The 22,605-nt window shown below is 70.7% G+C and carries 25 protein-coding genes and 1 pseudogene; 12 read left to right on the plus strand and 14 right to left on the minus strand.

Annotated features, from left to right (window positions below; translation table 11 throughout):
• Positions 1–1,402 precede the first annotated feature (1,402 nt).
• From ACRB68_RS39900 to ACRB68_RS42935, 9 genes and pseudogenes are all read right to left on the minus strand, one after another.
• Complete coding sequence (locus ACRB68_RS39900) at positions 1,403–1,615, minus strand: hypothetical protein (RefSeq protein ID WP_153542256.1); 213 nt, start codon at positions 1,613–1,615, stop codon at positions 1,403–1,405.
• 259 nt (positions 1,616–1,874) lie between these two features.
• Positions 1,875–3,890, minus strand: a complete 2,016-nt coding sequence (locus ACRB68_RS39905; protein WP_153542258.1) for a hypothetical protein — start codon at positions 3,888–3,890, stop codon at positions 1,875–1,877.
• A gap of 2 nt (positions 3,891–3,892) precedes the next feature.
• A complete protein-coding gene (locus ACRB68_RS39910) occupies positions 3,893–4,729 on the minus strand; it encodes an ATP-binding protein (RefSeq protein ID WP_153542260.1) in 837 nt (278 codons plus the stop codon).
• Positions 4,726–5,025 carry a hypothetical protein gene (locus tag ACRB68_RS39915; RefSeq protein WP_153542262.1) on the minus strand — a complete coding sequence of 100 codons (300 nt, stop codon included), beginning with the start codon at positions 5,023–5,025 and terminating at the stop codon, positions 4,726–4,728. Before ACRB68_RS39915 ends, ACRB68_RS39910 begins: the two co-directional genes overlap by 4 nt.
• Positions 5,022–5,420: a hypothetical protein gene (locus ACRB68_RS39920; RefSeq protein WP_153542264.1), complete on the minus strand. Its 399-nt coding sequence runs from the start codon at positions 5,418–5,420 to the stop codon at positions 5,022–5,024. The genes ACRB68_RS39915 and ACRB68_RS39920 overlap by 4 nt, the downstream gene beginning before the upstream one ends.
• Positions 5,421–5,911: 491 nt before the next feature.
• Positions 5,912–7,090: a DUF2637 domain-containing protein gene (locus ACRB68_RS39925; RefSeq protein ID WP_153542266.1), complete on the minus strand. Its 1,179-nt coding sequence runs from the start codon at positions 7,088–7,090 to the stop codon at positions 5,912–5,914.
• Positions 7,087–7,293, minus strand: coding sequence for a hypothetical protein (locus tag ACRB68_RS39930; protein ID WP_153542268.1), 207 nt, complete (start codon positions 7,291–7,293; stop codon positions 7,087–7,089). The genes ACRB68_RS39925 and ACRB68_RS39930 overlap by 4 nt, the downstream gene beginning before the upstream one ends.
• Positions 7,294–7,429: 136 nt before the next feature.
• Positions 7,430–7,975: a UTRA domain-containing protein gene (locus ACRB68_RS41890; RefSeq protein WP_328595357.1), complete on the minus strand. Its 546-nt coding sequence runs from the start codon at positions 7,973–7,975 to the stop codon at positions 7,430–7,432.
• A gap of 9 nt (positions 7,976–7,984) precedes the next feature.
• Positions 7,985–8,188, minus strand: a pseudogene (locus tag ACRB68_RS42935) (GntR family transcriptional regulator); the annotation flags it as partial.
• Between the two features lie 212 nt (positions 8,189–8,400).
• On the opposite strand from ACRB68_RS42935, the gene ACRB68_RS42765 reads away from it, so the two are divergent.
• The 11 genes from ACRB68_RS42765 to ACRB68_RS39990 all read left to right on the plus strand — a co-directional run bounded on the left by ACRB68_RS42765 (position 8,401) and on the right by ACRB68_RS39990 (position 17,342).
• On the plus strand, positions 8,401–8,694 hold the full coding sequence (locus ACRB68_RS42765) for a hypothetical protein (protein ID WP_153542272.1): 294 nt from the start codon (positions 8,401–8,403) through the stop codon (positions 8,692–8,694).
• A gap of 38 nt (positions 8,695–8,732) precedes the next feature.
• A complete protein-coding gene (locus ACRB68_RS39945; protein ID WP_153542274.1) occupies positions 8,733–9,089 on the plus strand; it encodes a hypothetical protein in 357 nt (118 codons plus the stop codon).
• Positions 9,086–9,439: a hypothetical protein gene (locus ACRB68_RS39950; protein ID WP_153542276.1), complete on the plus strand. Its 354-nt coding sequence runs from the start codon at positions 9,086–9,088 to the stop codon at positions 9,437–9,439. The genes ACRB68_RS39945 and ACRB68_RS39950 overlap by 4 nt, the downstream gene beginning before the upstream one ends.
• A 55-nt stretch (positions 9,440–9,494) precedes the next feature.
• Positions 9,495–10,061, plus strand: coding sequence for an NUDIX domain-containing protein (locus tag ACRB68_RS39955; RefSeq protein ID WP_153542278.1), 567 nt, complete (start codon positions 9,495–9,497; stop codon positions 10,059–10,061).
• A gap of 269 nt (positions 10,062–10,330) precedes the next feature.
• Positions 10,331–10,894, plus strand: a complete 564-nt coding sequence (locus ACRB68_RS39960) for a DNA cytosine methyltransferase (protein WP_207710006.1) — start codon at positions 10,331–10,333, stop codon at positions 10,892–10,894.
• Between the two features lie 588 nt (positions 10,895–11,482).
• A complete protein-coding gene (locus ACRB68_RS39965; protein ID WP_153542280.1) occupies positions 11,483–14,872 on the plus strand; it encodes a hypothetical protein in 3,390 nt (1,129 codons plus the stop codon).
• Positions 14,873–14,875: 3 nt separating this feature from the next.
• Entirely contained in the window at positions 14,876–15,442 is a 567-nt protein-coding gene (locus ACRB68_RS39970) for a helix-turn-helix domain-containing protein (protein ID WP_153542282.1), read from the plus strand.
• Between the two features lie 151 nt (positions 15,443–15,593).
• Positions 15,594–16,397 (plus strand): hypothetical protein, encoded by an 804-nt coding sequence (locus ACRB68_RS39975; protein WP_153542284.1) that lies wholly within the window; start codon positions 15,594–15,596, stop codon positions 16,395–16,397.
• Between the two features lie 2 nt (positions 16,398–16,399).
• Positions 16,400–16,723 carry a DUF4282 domain-containing protein gene (locus tag ACRB68_RS39980; protein WP_153542286.1) on the plus strand — a complete coding sequence of 108 codons (324 nt, stop codon included), beginning with the start codon at positions 16,400–16,402 and terminating at the stop codon, positions 16,721–16,723.
• A 44-nt stretch (positions 16,724–16,767) separates the two neighbouring features.
• Entirely contained in the window at positions 16,768–17,076 is a 309-nt protein-coding gene (locus tag ACRB68_RS39985; RefSeq protein WP_153542288.1) for a DUF6247 family protein, read from the plus strand.
• Positions 17,073–17,342 (plus strand): hypothetical protein, encoded by a 270-nt coding sequence (locus ACRB68_RS39990; protein ID WP_153542290.1) that lies wholly within the window; start codon positions 17,073–17,075, stop codon positions 17,340–17,342. The genes ACRB68_RS39985 and ACRB68_RS39990 overlap by 4 nt, the downstream gene beginning before the upstream one ends.
• A gap of 108 nt (positions 17,343–17,450) precedes the next feature.
• On the opposite strand, the gene ACRB68_RS40425 is transcribed toward ACRB68_RS39990, so the two are convergent.
• From ACRB68_RS40425 to ACRB68_RS40010, 5 genes are all read right to left on the minus strand, one after another.
• Positions 17,451–17,621 (minus strand): hypothetical protein, encoded by a 171-nt coding sequence (locus ACRB68_RS40425; protein ID WP_194293626.1) that lies wholly within the window; start codon positions 17,619–17,621, stop codon positions 17,451–17,453.
• Between the two features lie 67 nt (positions 17,622–17,688).
• Entirely contained in the window at positions 17,689–17,826 is a 138-nt protein-coding gene (locus tag ACRB68_RS39995; protein ID WP_153542292.1) for a hypothetical protein, read from the minus strand.
• A 138-nt stretch (positions 17,827–17,964) separates the two neighbouring features.
• The gene (locus ACRB68_RS40000; protein ID WP_153542294.1) at positions 17,965–18,405 is read right to left on the minus strand and encodes a DUF3307 domain-containing protein; all 441 of its coding nucleotides are present in this window, start codon (positions 18,403–18,405) and stop codon (positions 17,965–17,967) included.
• Complete coding sequence (locus tag ACRB68_RS40005) at positions 18,402–19,094, minus strand: NUDIX domain-containing protein (protein WP_153542296.1); 693 nt, start codon at positions 19,092–19,094, stop codon at positions 18,402–18,404. The genes ACRB68_RS40000 and ACRB68_RS40005 overlap by 4 nt, the downstream gene beginning before the upstream one ends.
• Before the next feature lie 54 nt (positions 19,095–19,148).
• Entirely contained in the window at positions 19,149–19,607 is a 459-nt protein-coding gene (locus tag ACRB68_RS40010) for a hypothetical protein (RefSeq protein WP_153542298.1), read from the minus strand.
• A gap of 176 nt (positions 19,608–19,783) precedes the next feature.
• On the opposite strand from ACRB68_RS40010, the gene ACRB68_RS40015 reads away from it, so the two are divergent.
• Entirely contained in the window at positions 19,784–20,428 is a 645-nt protein-coding gene (locus ACRB68_RS40015; RefSeq protein ID WP_153542300.1) for a nucleotide-binding protein, read from the plus strand.
• Positions 20,429–22,605: the final 2,177 nt, after the last annotated feature.

A 22,605-nucleotide genomic window follows, 5' to 3' on the forward strand; every position in this document is an offset into this window, starting at 1 on the left:
CCTGGGGGGGACCCCCTGGCCTCCGGCCAGGGTGCGCCCTCCGGGCGCCCCAGGGAGGGGGTATCGGCCGGAGGCCGATTGATCGCCCTTCGGGCGATCGTGGCCAGCGAGGTGGACGAGGTGGCGGGCGAGGCGGATTAGCCCGGTGACCTGCGGAAATGCGGGGGCGAGGGCGGGCCGGCGGCCCGCCGTGGTGGACGTCCGGGCGCCTGGACGTCTGGCGATTCGGCGTAGCGGACCATACCCCCATGGGGGTATAGAGCTAGTCACGTTGGGTGACCAAAATTCGAACAGGATTTCGACCGTTTGGAGAAATGGCCTCCGGCCATTCCTGGCCGGGCGAACAAGGGTCGGAAGGCTGATCGCACGCCATTCTTTTTCGCCATTCTGAGAATGGCGCCCGGCGTATTCTACGGTCCGGCGTCTGGACGTCTGGACGTCTGGCGGTCCGGCGTAGTGGGCCGCGCCGGCGAGGCCCTGACCGGGCCCCTGGACGGCCCGCGCGAGGCCCTCCGGGGCCGCCTTCGGGGGCGTGGCCGCGGCCGGCGTAGCGGGCGGACGAGTCGCTCCCCGGCGGGCCGGGCGAGGGCCTCCGGGCGGGGGCGCCGGCGAGGGCCTGGCGCCCGGCTTCGACGGGCGGGCCGGCGGACGAGCGGACCGGGCGGGACGAGGCGAGGCCGCGGCCGGCGAGGGCCTCCCCGGGGGTGGACGAGCCGCTCCCCCTGCTCTGTGGGGGGTCTTGTGTCCGTAGAACGTGGAACATGTGGAACAGGTGGAACAGCGCAGGTCAGGGCCGGGTTTTCTGTTCCATGCTTCGGGGCCGGTCCATGGAACGTAGAACGGCGGAACGTGGAACAGGGCCGCCGGCGCCCGGTATGCCCGGCTTCGACGGGCCGGACGAGGCGGACGAGCGGGCCGCCGGCCAGGCAGACGGGTGGACGTCCGGGCGCCTGGACGTCTGGTGATCCGGCGTAGCGAGGGGCCGGGGCGAGGCCCTCGCCGGCGGCCCCGGGCGGGATAGTTGCGGCCACTATCCCGGCCCGCCGGGCGGACGAGGCGGCCCGCGCGGGCGGGTCCGGCGAGGGCCTGGCCGTAGGGCGCGCGAGGGGGCGCGGCCGGCGTAGGCGTCTGCCTGGCCGTCGACCCCCGGGCGGCCCGTCGACCCGCCCCAGGGCGAGGGCGCCGGCGAGGCGGACGAGCGGGACGAGCCGCTCCGGTCCGGCGAGGAATTCCCGCCGCGGCCCCCGCCCCGGGGCCGGTCCGCCAGGACGAGGCGGACGAGCGGCCCGCCATTCCCTGGCACGGAAAAGGCCCTCCCGGGTGATCCACAACCGCCCGGGAGGGCCGATCAACGCGTCTGCGAATCCATTACCGATAAACAATGGCGATAATCGACGCCTGACTAACCATTTCGGCCGACGAAAATCAGGGCGACGATAGCGAGGGCCGGGAGCGTGATGTACCAGAATCGGAACATCAGTCGCGCGATTCCGGCGGAACGGCTGGGGCCATAGCGGACTTTGACCCTTCCGGCCTGGCCCGCCCGGCTCTTGAGCGCGTACATGGGGAGTAGGAGCATCATTCCGATAGCGATGAGGGTGACGATTCCGTTCATCGGTCGACTCCTTAGCGAGTGCCGGCCCCGGAGTGCTGATCGTGTGCTCTGTGGACGGCCGGGGGATTGCTGCTTTTCTGGCCGGGCGAGGCGGCCGGCGGACCGGTCGGATTCGCGGCCCCTATCGACCTATGGTCCAGGGGGTCACAGAATCGCCTGAGGCGGCCGGGAGTCTCGCCGGTGTGGTGGAGATGCCCGAACGCGCGCCGGGGCCCCTGATATGGCTTATCAGGGGCCCCGGTGCGCGTTCGGGGGGCGGTCATCGCGCGCGTTCCCGGCCCTTGTCCTGGCCGGTCTCGTCCTCGCCGAAATAGGCCCGGAGTTCGGAGACGAGATAGGTTTCCGCTCCGCTTCCGATCTTCTGGCCCTCCGGGAACCAGTCGCCACGCTGGCGGGCGCGGGACCGGCGACGCTTGGCAGCGTCGTACGACATTTCCACAATTCCGAGGTGGCACGCCTGTTGCAGCGTCATGCGCTCGTCCGCCGGCTCTTTCTCGGCTTTGGGGACGGGCGCCTCCGTGCGGGCCCGGAATGGGATGACATTCTCATCAGAACCGCGCCCGCCGGCGGGCGCGTACTCGGGCAGCGGATCGAACGGGGGCGGGTTGTCCCCGGTCCCCTCGTCCCCCCGGGGCGGGATGATCTCGTACGTTGCGCGATCGCGGGGGTTGGGGACAGGGGACGGGGACGCGTCCGGGATCGCCGGCTGACCCACGCTTGGGATCTCCAGGCCCGCATAGGTGCACAGGTCGATAATGTGCGACGGTTCGAAATGCGGGATTTGAACCGAGCGGGCCAGGCCCGCGTTATTGACGTGCAGCCATCGGCCGGGAATGTCGGAGGACTGGCCCCGAGGGCGGGTGCCCACGAGGGAATCCCACATGGCCGGCGTGAATCGGGCGAGCATTTTGTTGCCGAACTGCGAACGGAGTTCCGAACCGTCCTGCGCGTTCCCGCCCCCCGTGGCCGCTGCACTCATCACCTGATAGGCGTTGATCATGCGGATTTTGAACGCGCGTCCCATGACGCCGAGCAAGTACATGTTCTGCCACACCGGAGGCGTTTTCGGGTCGCCCTTGTCCTTGATGAGTTCCCATGCCTGCCGGGAAAATTTCCCGAACGCGTTCTGTTCGTCGTTGAACAGGACGAGAGGCTCCCATCCCTCTTTAGGGCCGCGGAGGCCGCGCCGGCGCGCGTCCATTTCGTTGACGAACCACTGAATGACTTCCCACTGCTGATAGATGCCGTCCAGGTTCGTCACGTCCCCGATGTCGTTCAAAACCATCATCCCGGGAACGTGCTGCATCCCCTCGTCATCGCCCTTGACGTCCAGGTACACCTGACGAGCGTTTCCGCCGGAACGGATCGCGAACTGTGTGGCGAGGACCCTCATCAGGTTGGACTTACCGGCGCCGGTTCCGGCGCTGATTCCGAGGTGGACGACGTGGCCGTCGAAATTGAGTCCGGCTACCTCTTTTTCAGCGCCGAGTCCGATGATCGGGCGCCAGAGTCCGGAGTGCTCCCCGTGCCCGTGGATCATCATCTCCGCGACGTCGTCATACCCGACGTACTCCGGAGGCGAGGGCTTGTGACGGAACGTGAGCAGGTACGGGGCACCCTGGGTGATGGACGTCTTCCACTCGCCTCCGAGCCGGGCATGCACGACCCGGGAGACCTCCGCGGGGATCGTCGGGTGGTGCCCATCAGGGAGAGGGATCACCACCTCCGCATGGGGGAGCGCGTAGTCCCGCGGGATGATCGTCCCCTCCAGGATCCGTTCGGCGTGCTCCTGAACGACCGGCGACAGCGCCTTAGCCAACGGGACAACGATGCTCTTGCGGTGCCGGCGGGTCGAGATCAGGCGGTAGATCGCGCGCGCGAGGTAGACGGACCCGCCCGCGGCGAGGGCCGCCAGTAGATAGGGCGCCTCGACCCACATCCAGAGCAGGATCACGGCCACGGGGTAGGGGAGCGCCCGGAGGTAGGTCGGGCGGCCCCAGAACGGCGACAGAGATGGCCGTTCGTTCACCTGGCGCGCGGACCGGAACACGCTGGCCCCGGAGGCGTCCAGGCCGGCCTGAGTGTTGAACACGACTCCACCGAGCGTGACGCGTCCGCGCTGCATGTGGCGGACCACGCGATAGATCCCGGCCGCCAGGGCCAGGACGAGCAGCGTCAGCCACACGTACCCGCCGTACCCGGCGTCAACGGCCATGCCGTACAGGACGCCGATGCCGGCGATCGCGTCCCCGATCAGGCTGAAAAACTGATCCATGATCAGGACTCCTCTCGGGCCGGCGGGGCCAGGTGGCCGCATGCGATGGCACGTGCGGCCTCCGGGCTGACATGGGGCGTGATCGCGCGCTGGACGTCCTGGCCGTGGGGGCCGTAGCGCGCGATGTAGAGCTGTCCGAGCGTCGCCGGCGCCGGCGCCGGGTCCAGGTGGGGGACGAGGGCCCGCCACATGGCCGCGCCGTAGCCGGGGGTCAGGACCCGGGTCCCGAACTGATCCACGGCGCGGGTCGGGAGGCCGCGGCCGGTGCCGGTCGCCACGACTGCGGGGCCGGTGCGGGGCCCGTACAGCAGGGAGACCAGCGCGAGGGGGAGCGGGTCCGTGACCGGGTCGCGCGCGTCCCGGGTGGCCTGCCAGTGGTACCGGGAGTGGACGAGGACGGAGTCCAGATCCTCGATCACCACGACCCGGGACCCGCGCGCGTCCATGATCAGGGCGGTATCGGTCAGGGCCTCGTGGATCGACTCGATACCGGCCCGGTAGTCCAGGCCGGGCAGGGTGCGCGCCCACTGGTGATCGGGCCGGTAGTCGCCGGCCAGGTCGCAGAGCAGGACCCGCCGGTCCGCGGCGAGGTGCTGCGCGGTCACCAGCCGGGCGAGGCCGGTCCGGCCCGACCCGCTAGGGCCCACGATCAGCAGGTGCCGGCCGGGGCCCTGATCCTGGCAGAGCGGCCCGGCGGGGCCGTGGGCGAGGTAGACGGCCGTGCCGGTGTGGTCGGCCCGCTGGACGGCGTCCAGGGACGTCCAGACGTCCGGCGCCTGGACGGTGGGGCGGGTACGGCGGCCGGTCAGGCGCCGGGTCAGGGTGCGGGCGAACATCATCGGTCCTCCTCCGGGGTGTAGTGGTCCGGGTCGCCCTGGACGATCCGCGCGGTCCCCAGGACGAGGCGCCCGGAGACGTCGACAAAGGACGTGGGCGAGGCGGCCGGGCGGGGCCGGCGCCGGGTGTCGGCCAGGGCGCCGGCGGGCGGGTAGAGGACGGCGCCGACCATGACGGCCAGGCCGACCGTGATCCGGGCGCCGGCGCCGGGGTCGAGCACGACGGGCCAGAGCAACAGGGCGCCGGCCAGGACGAGGGCCAGGGCCAGCGGCATGCGGGCGTCGACCGGGCGCATCATCGGATGTCTCCGTCCCGGCCGCGCCGTACGGCGGTCGCGTGCTCGTCCCACACCTGATAGGTCTCGTGGCCGTCCGCGCTGGCCCAGTAGGCGACGCACGGCCGGCACGGGCACGCGTACGGGTGCCCGGTGACCGGGCACGCGGGCGGGACGAGGATCTCGTCCCCCGCGGTCAGGGGCCGCGGGTCCGGAGGTGCCATGAGGACGACGCGCCGGCCGAACGGGCGCCGGCGGATGAACGCGTCCACCACGGCGGCCGTGACCGGGAGGACCACCGCGGCCAGGCAGAGCAGGATCGCGGGGGCCCCGTCCAGGGTCCAGCCGGCCAGCAGGACGACCAGGGGCGCGACGGCCGCGCCGTACAGAGCGATCGTGATCAGGCGTCCGGGCATCATCGGGGGACCTCCGGGAGGGTGGAGGGGCGACGGGCCGCGGGGGAGCCCTGGGGAGTGATCAACGATACGCCTGACACCGGGTCATGGTCACGGTGGTTTTGACCCTCCGGGCCCTGGAATCGGTTCCCCTCCGTCTGCCCGGACCGGTCGATTTCCGCCGGACCGGCGGGGGCCGGGGCCGGGAGGGCCGCCGCGGCCGGCGCCTGAACGCCGGGCGGGGCCACCATGGCGCCGGCCGGGAGGCCGTACGTGCCCGGGTCCACGAGGTACACGACCGGGGGCGGACCCGCCGGGACCGGCGGGGCCTCCGTCCGGGTGATCAGGCGGGGCGAGAACATCAAGGCACCCACGGTCAGGCCGGCGCCGAACGCCCCGGTCGCGGTCATCGCGACTGACACAATGTCCATTGCTGATCTCCTATCTAGGTGATCGGTGGGAGGGCCGGGGCGCCGGCTGTAGGAGGCGAGGCGCCCCGGCCCGACTCATGCGGGTCACGTCGCCAGGGTCAGCACGGGCCGACCCTGGCCGTCGTTCTGCTGAGTGCTCTTGCGGGCCCGCCGGACCGCGGACCTGATCGACTCCGTGGGGGCCTCGTGCCCGTAGGCCCGGAGCAGCTTCGCCACCTCGCCCGGGGTCGAGTCGATCCCGATGGCGTCCAGCGCGATCCGGACCCGGTGAGCGTCGGACGAGGCGCCGGCGAGGGCCTCCCCGATCGGGTCCGGCGCCGGCGCACCGGCGGGCGGGTCATCGTCGGGACGCTCCGGGGCCTCGTCCCGACGCACGGGGAGGGCCACCGGCCGGTTTGCGGTCCACGACTTGCGGACGGCCCGCGCGAGGTACCACAGCGGGTAGCCGGGGGCCCGCCCGTGCACGGTCAGGATCACCCCGGTCCGGACGTAGGCGTCCGCCAGGGAAACGGGCGGGGCCGGGGTCGCAGGGACGGCCAGCGCGGGGGACGTCACGGCGTCCAGGCGTCCAGGCGTCCGCCGGTCCATGGCCCCGGCCACCTCGTCCACCGCGCGGCCGGCGTCCGACACGGCCGCGGTCAGATCATGCACGAGCGCCGACAGGATCGCGGTCCGGGCCGCGGACGTGACGGGGGTCAGCGTGATCTGACCGCGGCCGGCCAGGACTGACCGGAGGGCCGCCCGGTCATCCGTGACCGGACGCCTGGATGCCGGGACGTCCAGGCGTCCGGTCATGACCGGGGCCGGCGAGGTCACCATGTGCTTGATGATCGACAGAGCGGCCACGAGACCGGCCATGGCCGCAATCGGCGGAACGGCCGCGGTCACGTGGTCCGCCACGGTCGCACCCGGCCCGACATGGCCCGCGTTCCAATAGATCGAAGCCGAGACACCGACCCCCGACAGAGCCCAGCCCAGAGCGCGGAGGCGCGGCCCGTAGTGGCAGATTGCGGCCACGAGCAACACGATCTCGCCGGCCAGGATGAACGTGTCCACCTGGAGAGGCCACGCGTTGGCCCAGAACCCCCGGAGGCCATGGTCCAGAGACCAGGCGCGCAGACCGGCGTACGACTCCGCGAACGCCACGGAGTCCGCAACGGCCACGATCAACCCCAGACCCCAGAGGGCTCCGAGCCTGATCCGGGCGAGGGCCGGGGTCATCGGGAGCGGTGCCGGTCGGGCCTGACCGGTGAGCGCGGTCACTGCTGGTCTCCGATCCGGTCGCGGAGGGCCTGGATCATCTTCTCCACGTCCTCCAGCGTGTAATGGGTGTCGGCCTCGTACCGGTCCGCGTCTTCGGACCACGTACGGTCGATGCGCGCGAGGACCCGGTCCAGGTCCGCGGCCACCTCCGCGAACGTCAGGCCCGGGTTCTGGCCCGGGTCCGTGGGCGGGTTGCTGGTCATCTGTGAACCTCCGGGGTCGTATCCGTAGGACGTACTACGTCTAGTAGACCCGGGTCAGGTTCACAGAGTCAAGCCCCGGGGGCACAGCAAAGGCCCCGCCCGGATTCGGGCGGGGCCTTTGCTGTGTGGGGTGTGGCTACTCTGCGTCCCATTCGTAGGTCAGGGACCACTGGTGAACCGGCATGATCAGAATGTTGACCTCCACCGGCCGCCCCTCGCCGTCGAACGCAGTGCGGATCACCTCGTAAACAGGCTGATCCAACTCGCCGCGGAGGAACGCCACCTCGTCCTCATTCGCGGGACGAACGGTGACCCGCTCCCGGAATCGCTCCGGGCCGTGGCCGATGTCTGCGAGACGGGAGTACAGGCCCCCGGCGCCAGTGTCGCCGGTCAGGTCCGCGCGCTCTGCGAGGTCGTTCGGCACGTAGGACGAGGCGAGTTGCACCGGGACATCGTTCGCGAACATGTGACGCCGGCGCGCGAACACCTCCGTATCGGTCTCGACTCCGAGAATCTCCGCGGCCGGGGCCGGGATCGGGGCGGGGCCGACATGGAACGGCTCCGACCGGGGGGTCAGGCCCATCTGGGTCAGCTCTGCATCGAACGCGCCGCGGCCGGTCTCTCGCGCGATGCGCTTCTGCCTCTCGACCGCGTTCCTGTTGATCCTGGGGATGTCGTTCACGAAGGTCCCCCGTCCTCTCTCTACGCGGACCAGGCCGTTCGCTCGCAGGATGGCGAGCGCGCGATTCACGACCGGCCGCGAAAGGCTGTACTGCTCTGACAGGCGTTCTTCGGAAGGGAGCGCACTACCCCGGGGGTAGTCGCCACGCTCGATTGCCTCACGGAGTAGTTCCGCGAGCTTCCGGTACTGCCCTCTCGCCGGAGTGATACCCATATCCCCACCTTAGATCAGCCGGTAGCACGTAGTTCGTCGCGCGACCCTTGACGACAGTCACCCATACGGGTGTACTGAGACGTAGTACGTCCTACATGATGGTAGGCAGCAACCGTAAGAGGGGCGTAAGGCCCAAAGAAGACAGGCCCCGCCGGGAGTCCTGGCAGACAAGACCGGCGGGGCCGTGACCCTCCAAAGGAGGAACGTCCATCATGACGCACGGCAAGAGCAAGCAGCGCGAGGCGGCCCGGGTCGGGCCGGTCGCGCTGGTGAAGACGGCCGTCGCCGCGGCGATCGCGGGCGCGGTGTGCGGCGCGGTGTGGGTGCTGCCCGGGTGGGCGGCCCTGATCCTGGCGGCCGTGGTGGCCTACCTGGCCGGGGTGGTCGACGGGCGCCGGGGCCGCCGGGCGGGTGCGGTCCCGGGTCTGTGCGCCGCGGCGCGCGAGGCGGCCCGGGAGGCCCGCGCGGCGTTCCGCGCGCCGGCCAGGGCGGGGGCGGACCGGTGACCGGGTGCGGGTGCCCGAACTGCGGATCGGTCCGGTCCGTGTCCGTGATCGACGGTGGCCGGCGCCGGTGCGGGTGCGGGCACCGCTGGACGGTGGCCGTGGTGTCGCGGACCCCGACGGGCGCCCCGGTTCAGCTGTCGACCTGGCCCCCGGCCGGGGCGCGCGTCTGGCACCTGGACGCCGTTCTCCCCGCCGGCCCGCTGTGTGCCGGCGAGACGGACGAGGCGGCCGACGTGATCACGAGGGCCCCGGCCCTGGTCACGTGCCCGCGCTGCATCGAGGCGATGTCGCGATGGGACGAGTACCAGTGGGCGGCCCGGATCAGTGACGGCCGGGTCGACGTCCAGGCGTCCAGGCGCCCCGGCGTCCAGACCTCGGAAGCGAGCGCGGCATGACCGGGCAGACGGCCCCGCTCGTCCTGGCCGCGCCGGCCCCGCTGGCCGGCCGGGTCGAGTGGGAGGCCGTCATCGGCGCGGCCGGGGAGCGGTGCCAGTGCGAGCGCGCGCACGCCTGGCACAAGAAGGGCGGCCGGTGCGAGGCCGTGCACGGTACCGCCGGGGTGCGCCTGCTGGCCGGCCCGGTCGAGCCGGGGCCGGACCCGTCCCGGACCCTGATCTCGCCCCCGCCGGAGGAGCTGCGCGCGTGGTGCCGCCGCTGCTGGGACCACGAGGTCCGAGCCGCCGCGCGGGCCGCGCGCAAAGCGGCGCGTGAGCACGCGCACGACGACATGACCCCCTTGTTCTAGACCACTGCCCCGGCCGCTCGGCGGCCGGGGCTCCCTGCGTTCGGAGGAACCGCAGATGACCAAGGAATGCGATAACGCCAGCGTCGGAGTGCTGATCCGGCGCCCGTACGCCTCGCCGGGTGGCGACACTCACGAGTACCTGGTGTTCAACCGGCGTACGGCCCCGGCGGGTATCGCGCCGTGCGCCGGCCACGTCTTCGACGATCACGAGGACTACCCGTCCGCGGCGTGCGCGGAGGTGCGCGAGGAACTGGGCTTGACCGTGACGTCCTTGACGGAGGTCACCGGGGGATGGCGCGGCAACCGGTGCCGCCGCGCGCCGGGCCTGGCCGGGGTCGGGCACGAATGGGTCGTCTACCTCGCCGAGACGACCGGCGACCTGGCCCCGTCCGCCCGCGAGACGAGCGACGCCCGATGGCTGACCCCGTCCGCGCTGCTCCGGGAGGCATGCCGGTCCCTGCGCTACGCGCTCGGGAAGATTCCGCCGGCGGACTGGCAGGCACGGCCCGGTATCGAGCCGGTGTGGGTCCGATGGCTGGTCGAGACCGGCGTGATCTACATGGACGCCTCCGCGCTGGACGTCCTGGAGTCCGTCATCGGCCGGGAGATCCCGGCCTCGTGAACCGCCTCGTGAGCGGCTCGTCCGGCCCCCGCTGCCCCGTGGCGGGGGCCGGACGAGCGTCCGTTACGTCACATCCGACACGGGAGGGAGCATCAATGACGATCACAGCGGGCGGCGGGCCGGGCCTGGCGGGCGGAACCCGTCTGCCTGGCCGACCGCGGATTCTGGACGCGTTCTGTGGTGAGGGCGGGACCGGGGCCGGGTTGCGGCGGGCCGGGTTCCACGTGACCGGGGTCGATCACGTCCGCCGGGATTCCTACGCCGGGGACGTGTTCGTCCAGGCCGACGCGATCGCCTACATCCGGGAGCACGGGCACGAGTTCGACGCGATCGCCGCGGCCCCGCCGTGCCAGCGCTACAGCTCCATGGCCGGCCGCCACGCGGACCGCGAATACCCGGACCTGATCCCGCCGACGCGCGAGGCGCTGCGCGAGGTGGCCGACCCGGCCGGTATCCCGTGGGTCATCGAAAACGTGCCGGGCGCCCCGCTGTACGGGGCGTTGGAACTGTGCGGGACCCATTTCGGGCTTCGGGCCGTGTGCCGGGATGGGGTGGAGAGGTGGCTACGCCGACACCGCCGGTTCGAGTTCTCGCCGAACGTGTGGATCATGGCGCCCGGGGGGTGCCACTGCCACGGCCGCCCGATCGGAGGCGTCTACGGCACCGGCGGGGGCGGGCCGATGACCCGCGGCTACAAGTTCCACGCCGCGGAGGCCCGCCAGGCCATGGGCATCGACTGGATGACCCTCCCGGCCCTCGCCCAAGCGATCCCCCCGGCCTACGGCGAATACATCGGCGATGCCCTCATGGAGACCGTCAAGGCGGGGGTCTGACGTGACCTACCGTCCGACACGCGCGATAACCGGGGGTCAGGTGCGTGTGAAGGGGCGTAAGGTCTGCCACATCTCATCTGAAAATGGTGAGGGCCCCGGTGAGTTCCCGTGGGGCCAACCACGGGACCGGAGCCCTCATAGCACCAAGCTACGGAGGCGAGTCTACGTGACTCTGGTCCTGTCGTCGCCACTTCCCCCGCCGGACGTGTCGCAGACGACATCAACGCATGTCCCGGGGGTGGCCCGGTGACGCCCGCTCAGATCCGCGCGCTGCGCCAGGACGAGGCCCTCGTCCCCGGCTCGGACGGGTACGCCTACCAACTCGACCCGCCCGCGGTCTTCAAAGTGCGGCGGGCAAAGCCCGGTGACGAGGCCGGCGCCGGCGAGGCGCTGCGGTTCGCGCCTCACCTGGACTGGTGCCCGGTGCTGCGGTCCGCGCTGTACACCCTCCGGTCGAACGGCGAGATCGACACCTATTACTACCGGGTGGCCGTGGACGGCCATGAGGCCACGGTGTCCCATCGCGATCTCACCTCGGGCGAGGCGTGGCGCGAGAGGTTCCGGGGCGAGGGCATCGGGTCGCGGGTCGTGCGCGAGGTGCTCACCAACGTCGTGCTCGCACAGGTTCGCGGGCTCGGTGGTGACGTGCTGGCCGTGACGAGGACCGGGTGGCATGAGACCCCGGCGGGCCGGATGTACGTCTCCGCGGACGGGAGGGCCCGCCCGACCGGCGAACCGGTCGAGATCGTTGACGTTCCCGAACGCCTCGCGACCGCGGCGGCCCCGGCGCCGGCCCTGGACGGCCAGGCGGACGAGGAACAGGTCCGCGCGGCCCTGGACGAGGTGGCGGGCGCCGGCGGTTGGGCCCCGCTGCTGGCCATTGCGGCCGGGGCCAGGTCGTTCGGGCAGTCGCTTCGGCCGGTGCCGGGCGCGCTGGTGATCCACGGCGACCCGAACACGGGCAAGACGTGCTGTGCGGCGGCCGGGCGGATGCTCGCCCTCGCCCCGTCCTGGCCCCCCCTGGTCACCGCCAGGTTCTCCGACACTCCGACCGATATTGAAATGAAAGTCGATCAAGAGGCGGACATGCCTACGTTGATTGACGACCTGGCCCTGACCCGGGACGCCTCGCCCATGGAGCACCGGGAGGCCGTGACCAAGTTGGAGCGCCTCATCCGGTCCGTGGGCAATCAGGAGGCGGTCCGGGGCCGGCGCCGGCGGGACCTGACCGCGCAGGAATCGCGGTTCGTCCGGTCCATCCCGGTCATCACCGCGCAGACCCTCCCCCCGGGCATGCAAGCGTCGCTGTACCGGCGGGCCGTGGTGGTCGGCCTCGTCCCCGGCGACGCTGATTGGCGGTGGTGGAAAGGCATGCAGGATTCGGGGGACCTGGCCGGGCGGATCGCGCCGGCGCTGCGCGCGATCGGAGACCGGATCATTGATCGTCTCGCCGGGTCGGACGAGGCGGCCGTCCTGCTGGCCGATGCCGACCGGACCGGCTTCGCCGCTCTGCGGCCCTACCTGGACGAGGCGCTCCCCGGGTGGGAGACCTCCGAGACGGGCATGGCCGGGGTGGCCGACATGGCCGGGGCGATGCTCGGTGGCCTCGTCCTGGCCGCGGACGCCGTGGGCCTGGACGAGGCCGCGCGGGACGCGATCCTCGCCCGGGTCGCCGGCCCCCTCGCGCGCGCCCTGGCCGTCCAGGCAGAGACCATGGACGACCGGCGTCAGGCGTCCGATGATCTGCGCGTCGCCGTGGGCGACATCATCCGCCATGCTCTGCTGGCCCGCCGGGCGCACCTGACCGGGCCGGACGGGACCACCACGGGCGCCTACGGCCCCGATGGGCTCACCCCCCAGGACAAGGGCCTCCGCGAGGTAGGCCGGGACCCGGTGCTCGGGACCGTGATCCACGAGGGCGCCGGGGTGGCGCTGCATCACGTCCCGGCTTACGGCGGGATCGCGGTCCGCGCGTCCGGGCTCCATGCCCTGATCCGCGCGTCCGGCGACCCGCGCGCGGACGGGTACACCACGGCCAGCATCGGCAAGGCCCTCGCGCGCGCGGGGGCCCTCGTTCAGGGCCGCGGGGTGAGCCACGTCCGCCGGGTCCGCCTCGCCGGCGAGGACCCCGGGCAATGGCGCCTCGTCATCCCCGCTGACGTGATCTGGCCCGACCTGGCCGGACCCGCCTCCGGTCCCGATGACGCCACCCCCGCGGGCATCGGCGGGCCGGTCGAGCCGTCCGGCCCCGGCGAGGGCACCGGCCCCGCCGATGACGGCCAGGGCGCCGAAAACCGCACGGAAAAGGGCGCCGGCCAGGCAGACGCCTATCCGAACGAAACCGGGAGCGCGCAGGTAGAGGGGCCGCGCCGCATCGAGGCGCCGGGGCCGGTCCCGGCCGCCGCCTCGACCTCGCCCGGCGAGGCGGACGAGGCGCCGAACCCTGTTGCAGAAGCCTCCCCGGCGCCGGCCGCCTCGCCGGCGTCGACCCCCGCCGCGGCGTGGCCGGTCCTGGCGGCCGGGGTCGACGAACACGGCGTGACGTGGCTCGGGCCGGACGGCGCGTCGACCACCCTGGACCGCGGCTATGAGTCGTTGCCGGAATTGCTGGCCGATGTGGTCGAGCACATGCCGGCGGGCGGGACGATCGCGATCAGCGCGCCGGCCGCCGCGCGTCTCGGCTACCCGGATCGGCCGACGAACCGGCGGCCCGGGAGGGCCTCGTCCGGAACCCCGGGCAAGTCGCGCAAGGCGCCTCCGCGCGCGGTGACGGAGGGCACGGCCGCCGGGTGGACGCCAAGTGCAGCGGGTATCGGCGCCTGGACCGCATGGCATGGCCCGGACCGGCCGTCCGTCGCCGTGGTGATCCCCGAATGGATCAACCCTCGTGAGATGCGCGTCAGCGGAGAGACGATGATCCGCGCGGAACACGACGCGCTGACCGCGGGGTACCTGCTGGCCCGGTACCGGGAGTTGACCGGCACGCAATTCGTGATGACGGCCGGGACCTCGGGGACGAACATGATCCGCGACGCCTACCCGGCCAGGTCCAACCGGCGCCGGCCGTTCCTGAACTGGCGGGACATCCCGGAGGACTGCCCCGCCGGCCAGGTCCAGGAACAGGCGTTGGTGTGGGACCGGCCCGCCGAACTGATCACCGCGGACGAACACAGCATGCCCGCGGTCATCGGCTTCGACGCCGTAGCGGCGTACCTGTCGGCGATGATCCATGCGAACCTGGCGTGGGACCGGTTGGAGCACACCGGCGTCTCCGCGGCCGGCTTTGACCGCAACGTCCCCGGATACCACCTGCTGGCCGGGCCCTGGCGGCCGTTGCTGGACCTCCCGGACCTGACCGGCGGCCCCGCCTCCGGGCCCCGATGGGTCACAACCCCGGTCGTGGATCTCTGCCTCGCCCACGACATGCCCGAAGAAATGATCCTGGACGCGTGGCTCCCTCCCCAGGTCCAGGACGCGCGCGGACGCGCGCGGGGGCGCGGCGCGCGCCTGCTGCACGGTGACCCCGGGGTGGCCGAACGCCTCCGCGACGCCCTTGCCCTGATCGACCCGGCGACCGGCGATCCGGACGAGGCCCTCGTCCGCCAGACGATCAAAGCCACGTTCCGGGAGACCTACGGCATGTTGCGCCGGGGGACCGCGTTCGTGTGCCGGCCCGATTGGGCGGACACGATCGTCGGGACGGCCCGGAGCATCCTGCTCCGCAAGGTCATCGCCGCGGCGAAGGGCGCGGACGGGGCCCCGGGCCGGTCGCCGCTGCGGATCAGCACCGATTGCGTGTTCTACGCCGCTCCGTCCGCCGATTCCGCCGGCGCCTCCGCGATCCTCCCGGCCGGGTGGCGTCTCCCCGAAATCGGCCAGGCGCCCAAGCTCGGACAATGGACGGTGAAACCCGAAAACGTCTCGACCATGGCGGAATTCCTCGCCACCGATGCCCACGGCACCCCCCGGAAGGCATAACCCATGGAGATCAGGGGAAACAAATCAGCCGGTGCCGCACTCTGGCAGGCACTCACCGGTAAAGCGTGGTCGACCACTGCTAAGGCGTCCACGCAGAAAAAGACGCAAGAGCTGATCGACCGGTACGGGTCCGCGAAAGAAGTGGCGAAGCGACTCGGCGTGTCGAAAAGGACTGTCGAGCGCTACCGGTCCGGCGCCATCAAAAACCCGTCCAAAAAGAACGCGGACAAGTTCGACGCTGCGCACCGGGGCGCGAAGGTGACCCCGGGGCGGGCCGCGAAATTCAAGGCGGGCGGGACCGGGGGCGGGGCCGCCGGCGGTGGTGGCGGTGGCGGTACCGCGGCCGGGACCGGCGGACTGTACATCTACGGCGTCATCTCGGTATCGGAGGACGTCCGGGAACGGGGGATCAACCCCGGAAAGGATATCCCCGATGGGCAACTGGAGAACGTCATCCGGATCATGGTCGAGCAAGGCCCGGAAGCCGCAATCCATGCGCTGAACAAGTTGATCAAAGCCCACTACGTGGCGGGAATGTCGGTACTCGAAATCCACGAGATCGACGTCTAACCCACACCGATCGGTCAAGATCCTCCGCACCCGTCCCGACAGATGAAGAAAGAAAACCGGCCCGGATCTCCAAAAAGGAGATGCGGGCCGGTGCCGTTTGGGTGGATCTTGGGGGGACGGTAAACGATCACCCCGCCCCCGGAGGTGGCTGATGATCCGTCCGACCCTCGCCCCGGCCTCTCGGCGTGCCCTGGCGCCCCTGCTCTGCCTCGCGCCCACGGCCGCCCTACTGGCCGGGTGCGGCACGCAGGGCCCGCGGTCCGCTCCCCCCTCGCCCTCCCCGGCGCCGGCCTCCTCCTCGTCGGGCGGACCGTGCTCCCCGGCCGCCGGCGCCAGCGGGATCGCATGCGGCCCCGGCGACCTGTTCGCCGGCCCGCCTGACAGTCTCGACAAAGTCCGCGCGCGTCTGCTCACGATGAAAGATCTCAAGTCCGGGCATTATCAGCGCACGGTCAATATGCGCAAAGAGACAAAGGGGCGCAACGTCATTCCCGGATGTGACATTCGCTGGACCAACGTCACTCATCCCGGAACCCAATACGTCCAGGCCGGTTTTGAAAAGTTCTGGCGAGATTTCCCCGAATACCGGGCCAACAATTCCGACAACAACAATTCGCGATACGGATTCCACCAATTCGCGATCCTATATCCGGATGAGGCGTCACGCGAAGCCGATTTCCGCCGGGCCTGGAAATCGAAGTGCAGCGGTTCATCCTGGTATTACAAGCGATCGGAAACCACCGATGGACAGTGGCGCATCTCGCGCCTAATGCAGCCGTACCGGTGCCGTAACGGCGGACTCTGTTTCAACATTTCGGACTATTTGCAGCGGGGCCCGCTACTGATCGTCGCCATGACCGGGGAGGGCGGGACCGGGACCACGGCACCCCCGGCCCTCGTCAAAGAGGCGGACGGGTACCGGGCCGCTCTGATCAAGCGCATGAACGGGAGGTGATCATGCCCGAACGCATTCCGCAGATGGGCGCCGGCCGCGCGCCGCTACGCGGACCCGGGCTATTCGCGGCCATGGTCGACACGCGATTTACCGTCCTGGCCACCCCGCTAGTGATCTCGTGGATTTACCGCGGCTGCCTGGCCGTCATCGCGATGACGACCGGCCTGTTCATCCTCGTCTCACTATGGGTCGCCAGTCTGCGCAACGGGTGGCTATGGGGCCTGGCCGGCCTCATCCTGGCCCCGCTGGCCGGGTTCGTCCTGGCGCTCACAGTGAGGGTCGCGTGCGAGTTCGTACTGACCCGGTTTCGGCCCCCGCCCCGTTGATACCGTGGCCTTAGATCGCCCTCGTCCAGCCGTAGGGAGCGCCGATGACCGCTGATCCGATCGGAGCGCACGATCCGCGCGACCGATTCGACCCTGCCGAAATCCTGGCCCGTCTGCTGGACGAGCGTGAGCGCGCGGCGTTCCTGGACGAGTACCGGCGGGCCACGACCACGGCCGCTCACGACGTATGGCGGTACGCCGCTCTGCAAAGACTGCTGCGCGAATGGGCGGCCCGTGCGGAGGCCCTCGCCGGCCAGGTCGACGGGCGAGACCTCGCCGGCCGGCGGGCCGATGTCCTGGCCGGGCGAGGGCCTCGCCGGGGCCTGGACGAGATCCTCGCCGCGCGCCCGTGAGCGACCCGGGCGACCCGTGGCGGGTCGAGTTCCACGCCGCGGCCGATATTGAGACGATCGGCCTCGCCCCCGGCCCGTTCAAGGCCCTCGTGACCGCGCTCCGAGAGGTGGCGCGCGATCCCTGGACCGCGGGCCGGCCGTCCGCCTCCGGGGACGGCCCCGCCTGGCGGTGGATCTCGTGGGGCGACGGATACGGGGTCGCGGAGTACTACATCTCCCCGGACAGCAACCTCGTCACGGTCTACCGGGTGGTGTGGATCGGGTGACCTTGGCCCGCCTCGCTACGCCGGACCGGAGGACGTCCAGGCGTCTGGACGTCCAGACATACGGACGGCCCCGGCGAGATCCTCGCCGGGGCCGTCCAGGGCTGGCCGTCACACCTTGCAATGCGCTCCGCAGTCCCCGCAATCCGCGGTCATCCTCCCCCTGTCGACGATCATCCGGTCCCACTTCGTGGTGTTCCCGCAAGTGCAGCGCAACTGCTTGCCGTTCACGTACGCGCCGGGGTCCTGGCGCCGGCCGTTGATCGTGGTCCTGTCGGGCATGGCTTCCTCCTTGTGATCCGCCGGCCGGGAGGCCGGTCCGCGGGGCGGCCGGGGTCCCGGCCGCGGGTCAGTCGTCTGACTTGGGGATGAGGTACGAATCGACCTTTTCCCCGCAGTTGTCGCAGGTCTCGACAACGAGCGTCCCGCCGTTGCCGCTGACCGTGTAGGCCGGGGTCTTGTTCGCGTGAATGCAGTCGTCAGACACGGTTTCCTCCTGTCGATTCGCCGGCCGGGGCGCCGGTCCGTGGGACGGCCGGAGGGGAGTACCTCCCCGGCCGCCGGGACGCATCGGCGTCTAGACGCTTGGACGTCTGGATCTCTGGACGTCTACTAGGTGGCAGGGTCAGATCATGATCAGAGCGGCGACGAACAGTAGCCCGATGTGGAACGACTGGTCGATCAGGTACAGCGCGCCGGGATCGTGGTCGATCCAATCCCCCTTCCGCAGGATCTTGCGGGCGGCCCGGTCCAGGTAGACCCGGCGGTCTGCCCAGTAGTGCGTCACGGCCGTCAGGGCCAGGCCCCCGGCGACGTGCCAGACGTCCAGGTCCAGGCCCGTCCGCCAGGCCACGAGGGCCAGGGCGCCGGCCAGGGTCGCGGTATAGGTCACCACGTGGGCCAGGCAAGCGCACTGCCCGGAGCGGTCGCGGTGCCCGTGCTCGTCCCGGGCCGGGGTGCCCTTGCGGACTGCCTGGCCGTTGGTCTGGACGAGGTGATCGGCGGGGTAGTGGACCACGAGCATGACCAGCAGGATCGCGACGAACGTGAGCGCGGGGGAGGTCATCGGTCCTCGCCTCCGTCCAGGGCGGCCCGGAGCATTTCCACGTGCGCACCGAAGACGAACCCGTCCAGGGTCGCCAGGACCTCCGTCAGGCTGTCGTAATCGTCGGCGCGGACCCATACCGCGCGCTTGGCGTCATCGGCGGCCGTGAGGGCCGGCGGCCGGTCCAGGGTCCCCAGGTCGGCCCGGCAGAGCGTGGTGACCATCCAGGACTCATCGCTCGCCCGAGGGTCCGGGACGTACCGCGGCGGGTCCTCCGTCCAGGTCACACCCGGCAGGACGAGGCCGGTTTCCTCGCGCAGCTCCCTGACCGCGGCGGCCCGCGCGGACTCGCCCGGGTCCACGTACCCGCCAGGGATGGCCCACCCTCGCTCGTCCGCGCGCTCAATCATCGCGATCATCCGGGCCCCGGCCGGGGTCACCACGGAAGCGGGCCGGTCCGGGGTCCGCATGGTGACGAGGGCGTCCGCGCAGCGCTGTTCGCCCCAGTGCCCCAGGAAGTTCCTGCCATACCGGACGCGCGTCGTCTCGCACGGGTTAACCGGCCGGCCGTTGATCACCTGGAACGGGATGGCGGCCCGCGCGAGTCGCTCCGTCCAGTTGATGCGGGTCGGGTCCGTCTCCCGTTCCGCCCATCCCTCGCGCACGCCCCGGGTGAAGACCTCGGGTGCGGTGTACTCGATGCCTGACATGTCGTTCTCCTCTCCGGTTTGGTCTGACGTCTGGACGTCCAGGCGTCAAGCCGTCTACTCTCCGTCGCTCGCAGTCATGGCCTGGATGGCGGCCTCCGCCTCCGCCGGCGTGCCCGTGTGGCCCCCGGCCGGGTCGTACCAGATGCCCGCCCGCGCGTACTCCTGACGGAGACGGATGATCTTGTCTTTGACCGTGCTCCGGGGCGCGTCCAGGCGGGCCGCAATCGTCCCCCATCCCCAGCCGTACTGATCCCGCGCGCGGAGGAGAGCCTCCTCCATCGCGCGGTCCGTGAGGTTCCCCAGGTACTCCAGGTCCGTCAGCGTCGCCAAGGTGTCCGGGCCGGACTGCGCCCCGTGCTCCCCGGGGCGCAGGATCGTCCTAAGCCAGGACTCCAGCCGGCCCCGCATGACGAGACCCTCCATGAGGTTGATCGGGTCGTCCCGCTCGTCCAGGTGGATCGTGATCGTCTTGGCGCCGGGGACGTCCCGGCTGTAGGTCGTGTTGATCTCCATGCGCGCTCCCTGGTGTGCGGTTTTCGTACACCCTCATACTGTACGGATTCCGTACACCCCGCAAGGTATCCAGACCGGTACAGCGTCCTTACCTCGCCCCGGGCCCCTGCTCTGGCATCCTGGACGCCTGGACCCCTAGACGTCCGATACCAGCAGCAACCAGCGAAAGAGGGCCTATGTCCGACGATGATCCCGTGTGGTGGGTGATCAACACCCTGAAAGGGGGCACCGGCAAGACCACAACAACGATGATGCTCGCATTTGCCCTGGCCCGTGAGGGATGGGACGTCCTAGTGATCGACGCAGACCCGGGCACTCAAGGCGTCACGGCCTGGACAACCAAGGTCTATGCGGCCCGGAGCGAACTCCCGTTCAACGTGGTTCAGTGGGCCCCCTCACAGGGGCACCTCTTGGCGTTCGCCAGGGAGGCAATCAAGCGTTTCCGGCCCGATCGGGTCCTCATGGACATCGGTGGAGAGGCCCCCGAAGTCCTCCGCCAGGCCCTCCCGGAGGCCGAACTGTTGATCTCCCCGTGCACGGGGGAGGACATGGATAGCGACCGCATCCCGGCAACCAAGATGGTCGCGGACGAACACGGCGTGACCATGATCGGCGCCGTGGTCAAGGTTCCGGTCCCCGGTAAGGGCGTAGCGAAGAACGTTCGCCAGCGGTTCGCAGACGTCGGAGTGACTGCCCTCCGTACCGAGGTAGCGGTCAATCGCGAGATCTACGCGACCCGCTCCTACGGCAAGGTCCCTACCTACCTCGGCGCCTACGGCCCTATGTGCGCGGAGATCCTGGAGAGGGAGGCCAGCCAGTGAGCAACGCCCCGGACACCCCGGCGGACCCGCCGGCGGACCCGAAGTCCCCGGCCCGGAGGCCCCGCCGGACGCCAAAGAAGACCGGTGCCAGGGCGGGAGGCGCGTTCGTGCCCATCGCGCCGACGCTGCCCAACGCGGACGAGGCCCTCGCCCCTCACGCGAGAGGGGCGCGTCCAAATGCTCGGAAGCCTAAGGGTGACGACGAAAGACGCTCCGCATTCACCTGGCGATTGCGGCCCGACCAAACCGCCTCGCTGGATGGCCTCGCGCTGAAACTCCGCATGGACCTGGACATCCCGCGGATTGACCGCAAAGACTGGCTATGGGCCCTCGTCCAGGTGGCGAGCGAAAATCCCACGGTCTATCAGGCCCTACTTAAGAAACTGCGGTACAGTCCGGAGATCATCGCAGACAACAGGTAGACACCTCTCGCCCACGTCAAGCCAGGCCCGGCACCCCGCAAGCGGTGCCGGGCCTGGCTTATGGCCTCGCCACCCCTTGGGAGCATCGTTGGGAATTTGGGATCGGCTAGACGAATTAAGCCGCATTAGAGCGGATATCGCGAGGGCCGGACATCAACCGGAAAACACTGAACTAAAAAGGGCCAGGAAGAGAAATTACGCGGCCCGCATAGAGGAAACTCTGCGACTCCACAGAGAATGCGGAATAAGTTTCGATGAAATTGAAGCCCATCTTGACGAGATAGACCCGGATCGCGGATACCCCGTCTAATCGTCAACACTGACCGTTCCCGCTGATTTTGATTGGCTGGAATGGCTAGTCAGGCGTGCGTTATCGCCATTGTTTATCGGTAATAGATTCGCAGACGCGTTGATCAGCCCTCCCGGGTGGTTGTGGATCACTCCGGGAGGGTCTTTTCGTGTCCGGGGTCAGAATGCGCCAAGCGCGTATAGGTGCGCCAGGGTCACCAGCAGGGCCACGAGGACGCGCGGATTGATCTCCAATTTCATCGGTCAGCCTCTCCGTTCTGGGGTGCGTTGCGTCCAGTCCACCCCGGCCAGGTCCGCCCGCGGTCCGGCACCGGTCCGAGCCGGCCCCGTTCCCGATCCGTTCTGCCTCCGCGGCCCGGGGATGGATGGGGCAACCATCTCCCGGGGACCCCGGAGGTTTTCCCGGTGATCTCCCCGGTGGTTTCCCCGGGGCCGCCGGCGAGGGCCTCGTCCCGGCCCGCTGCTACGCCGGATCACCGGACGTCCAGGCGCCTGGACGTCTACCCGTCTGCCTGGCCGGCGGCCCGCTCGTCCGCCTCGCGCGGGCCCCGAAGCCGGGTGAATCGGGCGCCGGCGGCCCTGTTCCACGTTCCGCCGTTCCACGTTCCATGGACCGGCCCGGGAGCGTGGAACAGAAAACCCTGCCGTGACCTGCGCTGTTCTATCTGTTCCACGTGTTCCACGTTCTACGGACACAGGACCCCCCACAGAGCAGGGGGAGCGGCTCGTCCGCCCCCGGGGGAGGCCCTCGCCGGCCGCGGCCTCGCCTCGTCCCGCTCGTCCGCCTCGTCCGCCTCGTCCGCCGGCCCGCCCGTCGAAGCCGGGGGCCAGGCCCTCGCCGGGGCCGACGGCCGAAGGCCCTCGCCGGCCCGCCGGGGAGCGGCTCGTCCGCCCGCTACGCCGGCCGCGGCCACGCCCCCGAAGGCGGCCCCGGAGGGCCTCGCGCGGGCCGTCCAGGGGCCCGGTCAGGGCCTCGCCGGCGCGGCCCACTACGCCGGACCGCCAGACGTCCAGACGTCCAGACGCCGGACCGTAGAATACGCCGGGCGCCATTCTCAGAATGGCGAAAAAGAATGGCGTGCGATCAGCCTTCCGACCCTTGTTCGCCCGGCCAGGAATGGCCGGAGGCCATTTCTCCAAACGGTCGAAATCCTGTTCGAATTTTGGTCACCCAACGTGACTAGCTCTATACCCCCATGGGGGTATGGTCCGCTACGCCGAATCGCCAGACGTCCAGGCGCCCGGACGTCCACCACGGCGGGCCGCCGGCCCGCCCTCGCCCCCGCATTTCCGCAGGTCACCGGGCTAATCCGCCTCGCCCGCCACCTCGTCCACCTCGCTGGCCACGATCGCCCGAAGGGCGATCAATCGGCCTCCGGCCGATACCCCCTCCCTGGGGCGCCCGGAGGGCGCACCCTGGCCGGAGGCCAGGGGGTCCCCCCCAGG

The sequence above is a fragment of the Actinomadura macrotermitis genome, from assembly GCF_009604375.1.
Taxonomy (GTDB): Bacteria; Actinomycetota; Actinomycetes; order Streptosporangiales; family Streptosporangiaceae; genus Spirillospora; species Spirillospora macrotermitis.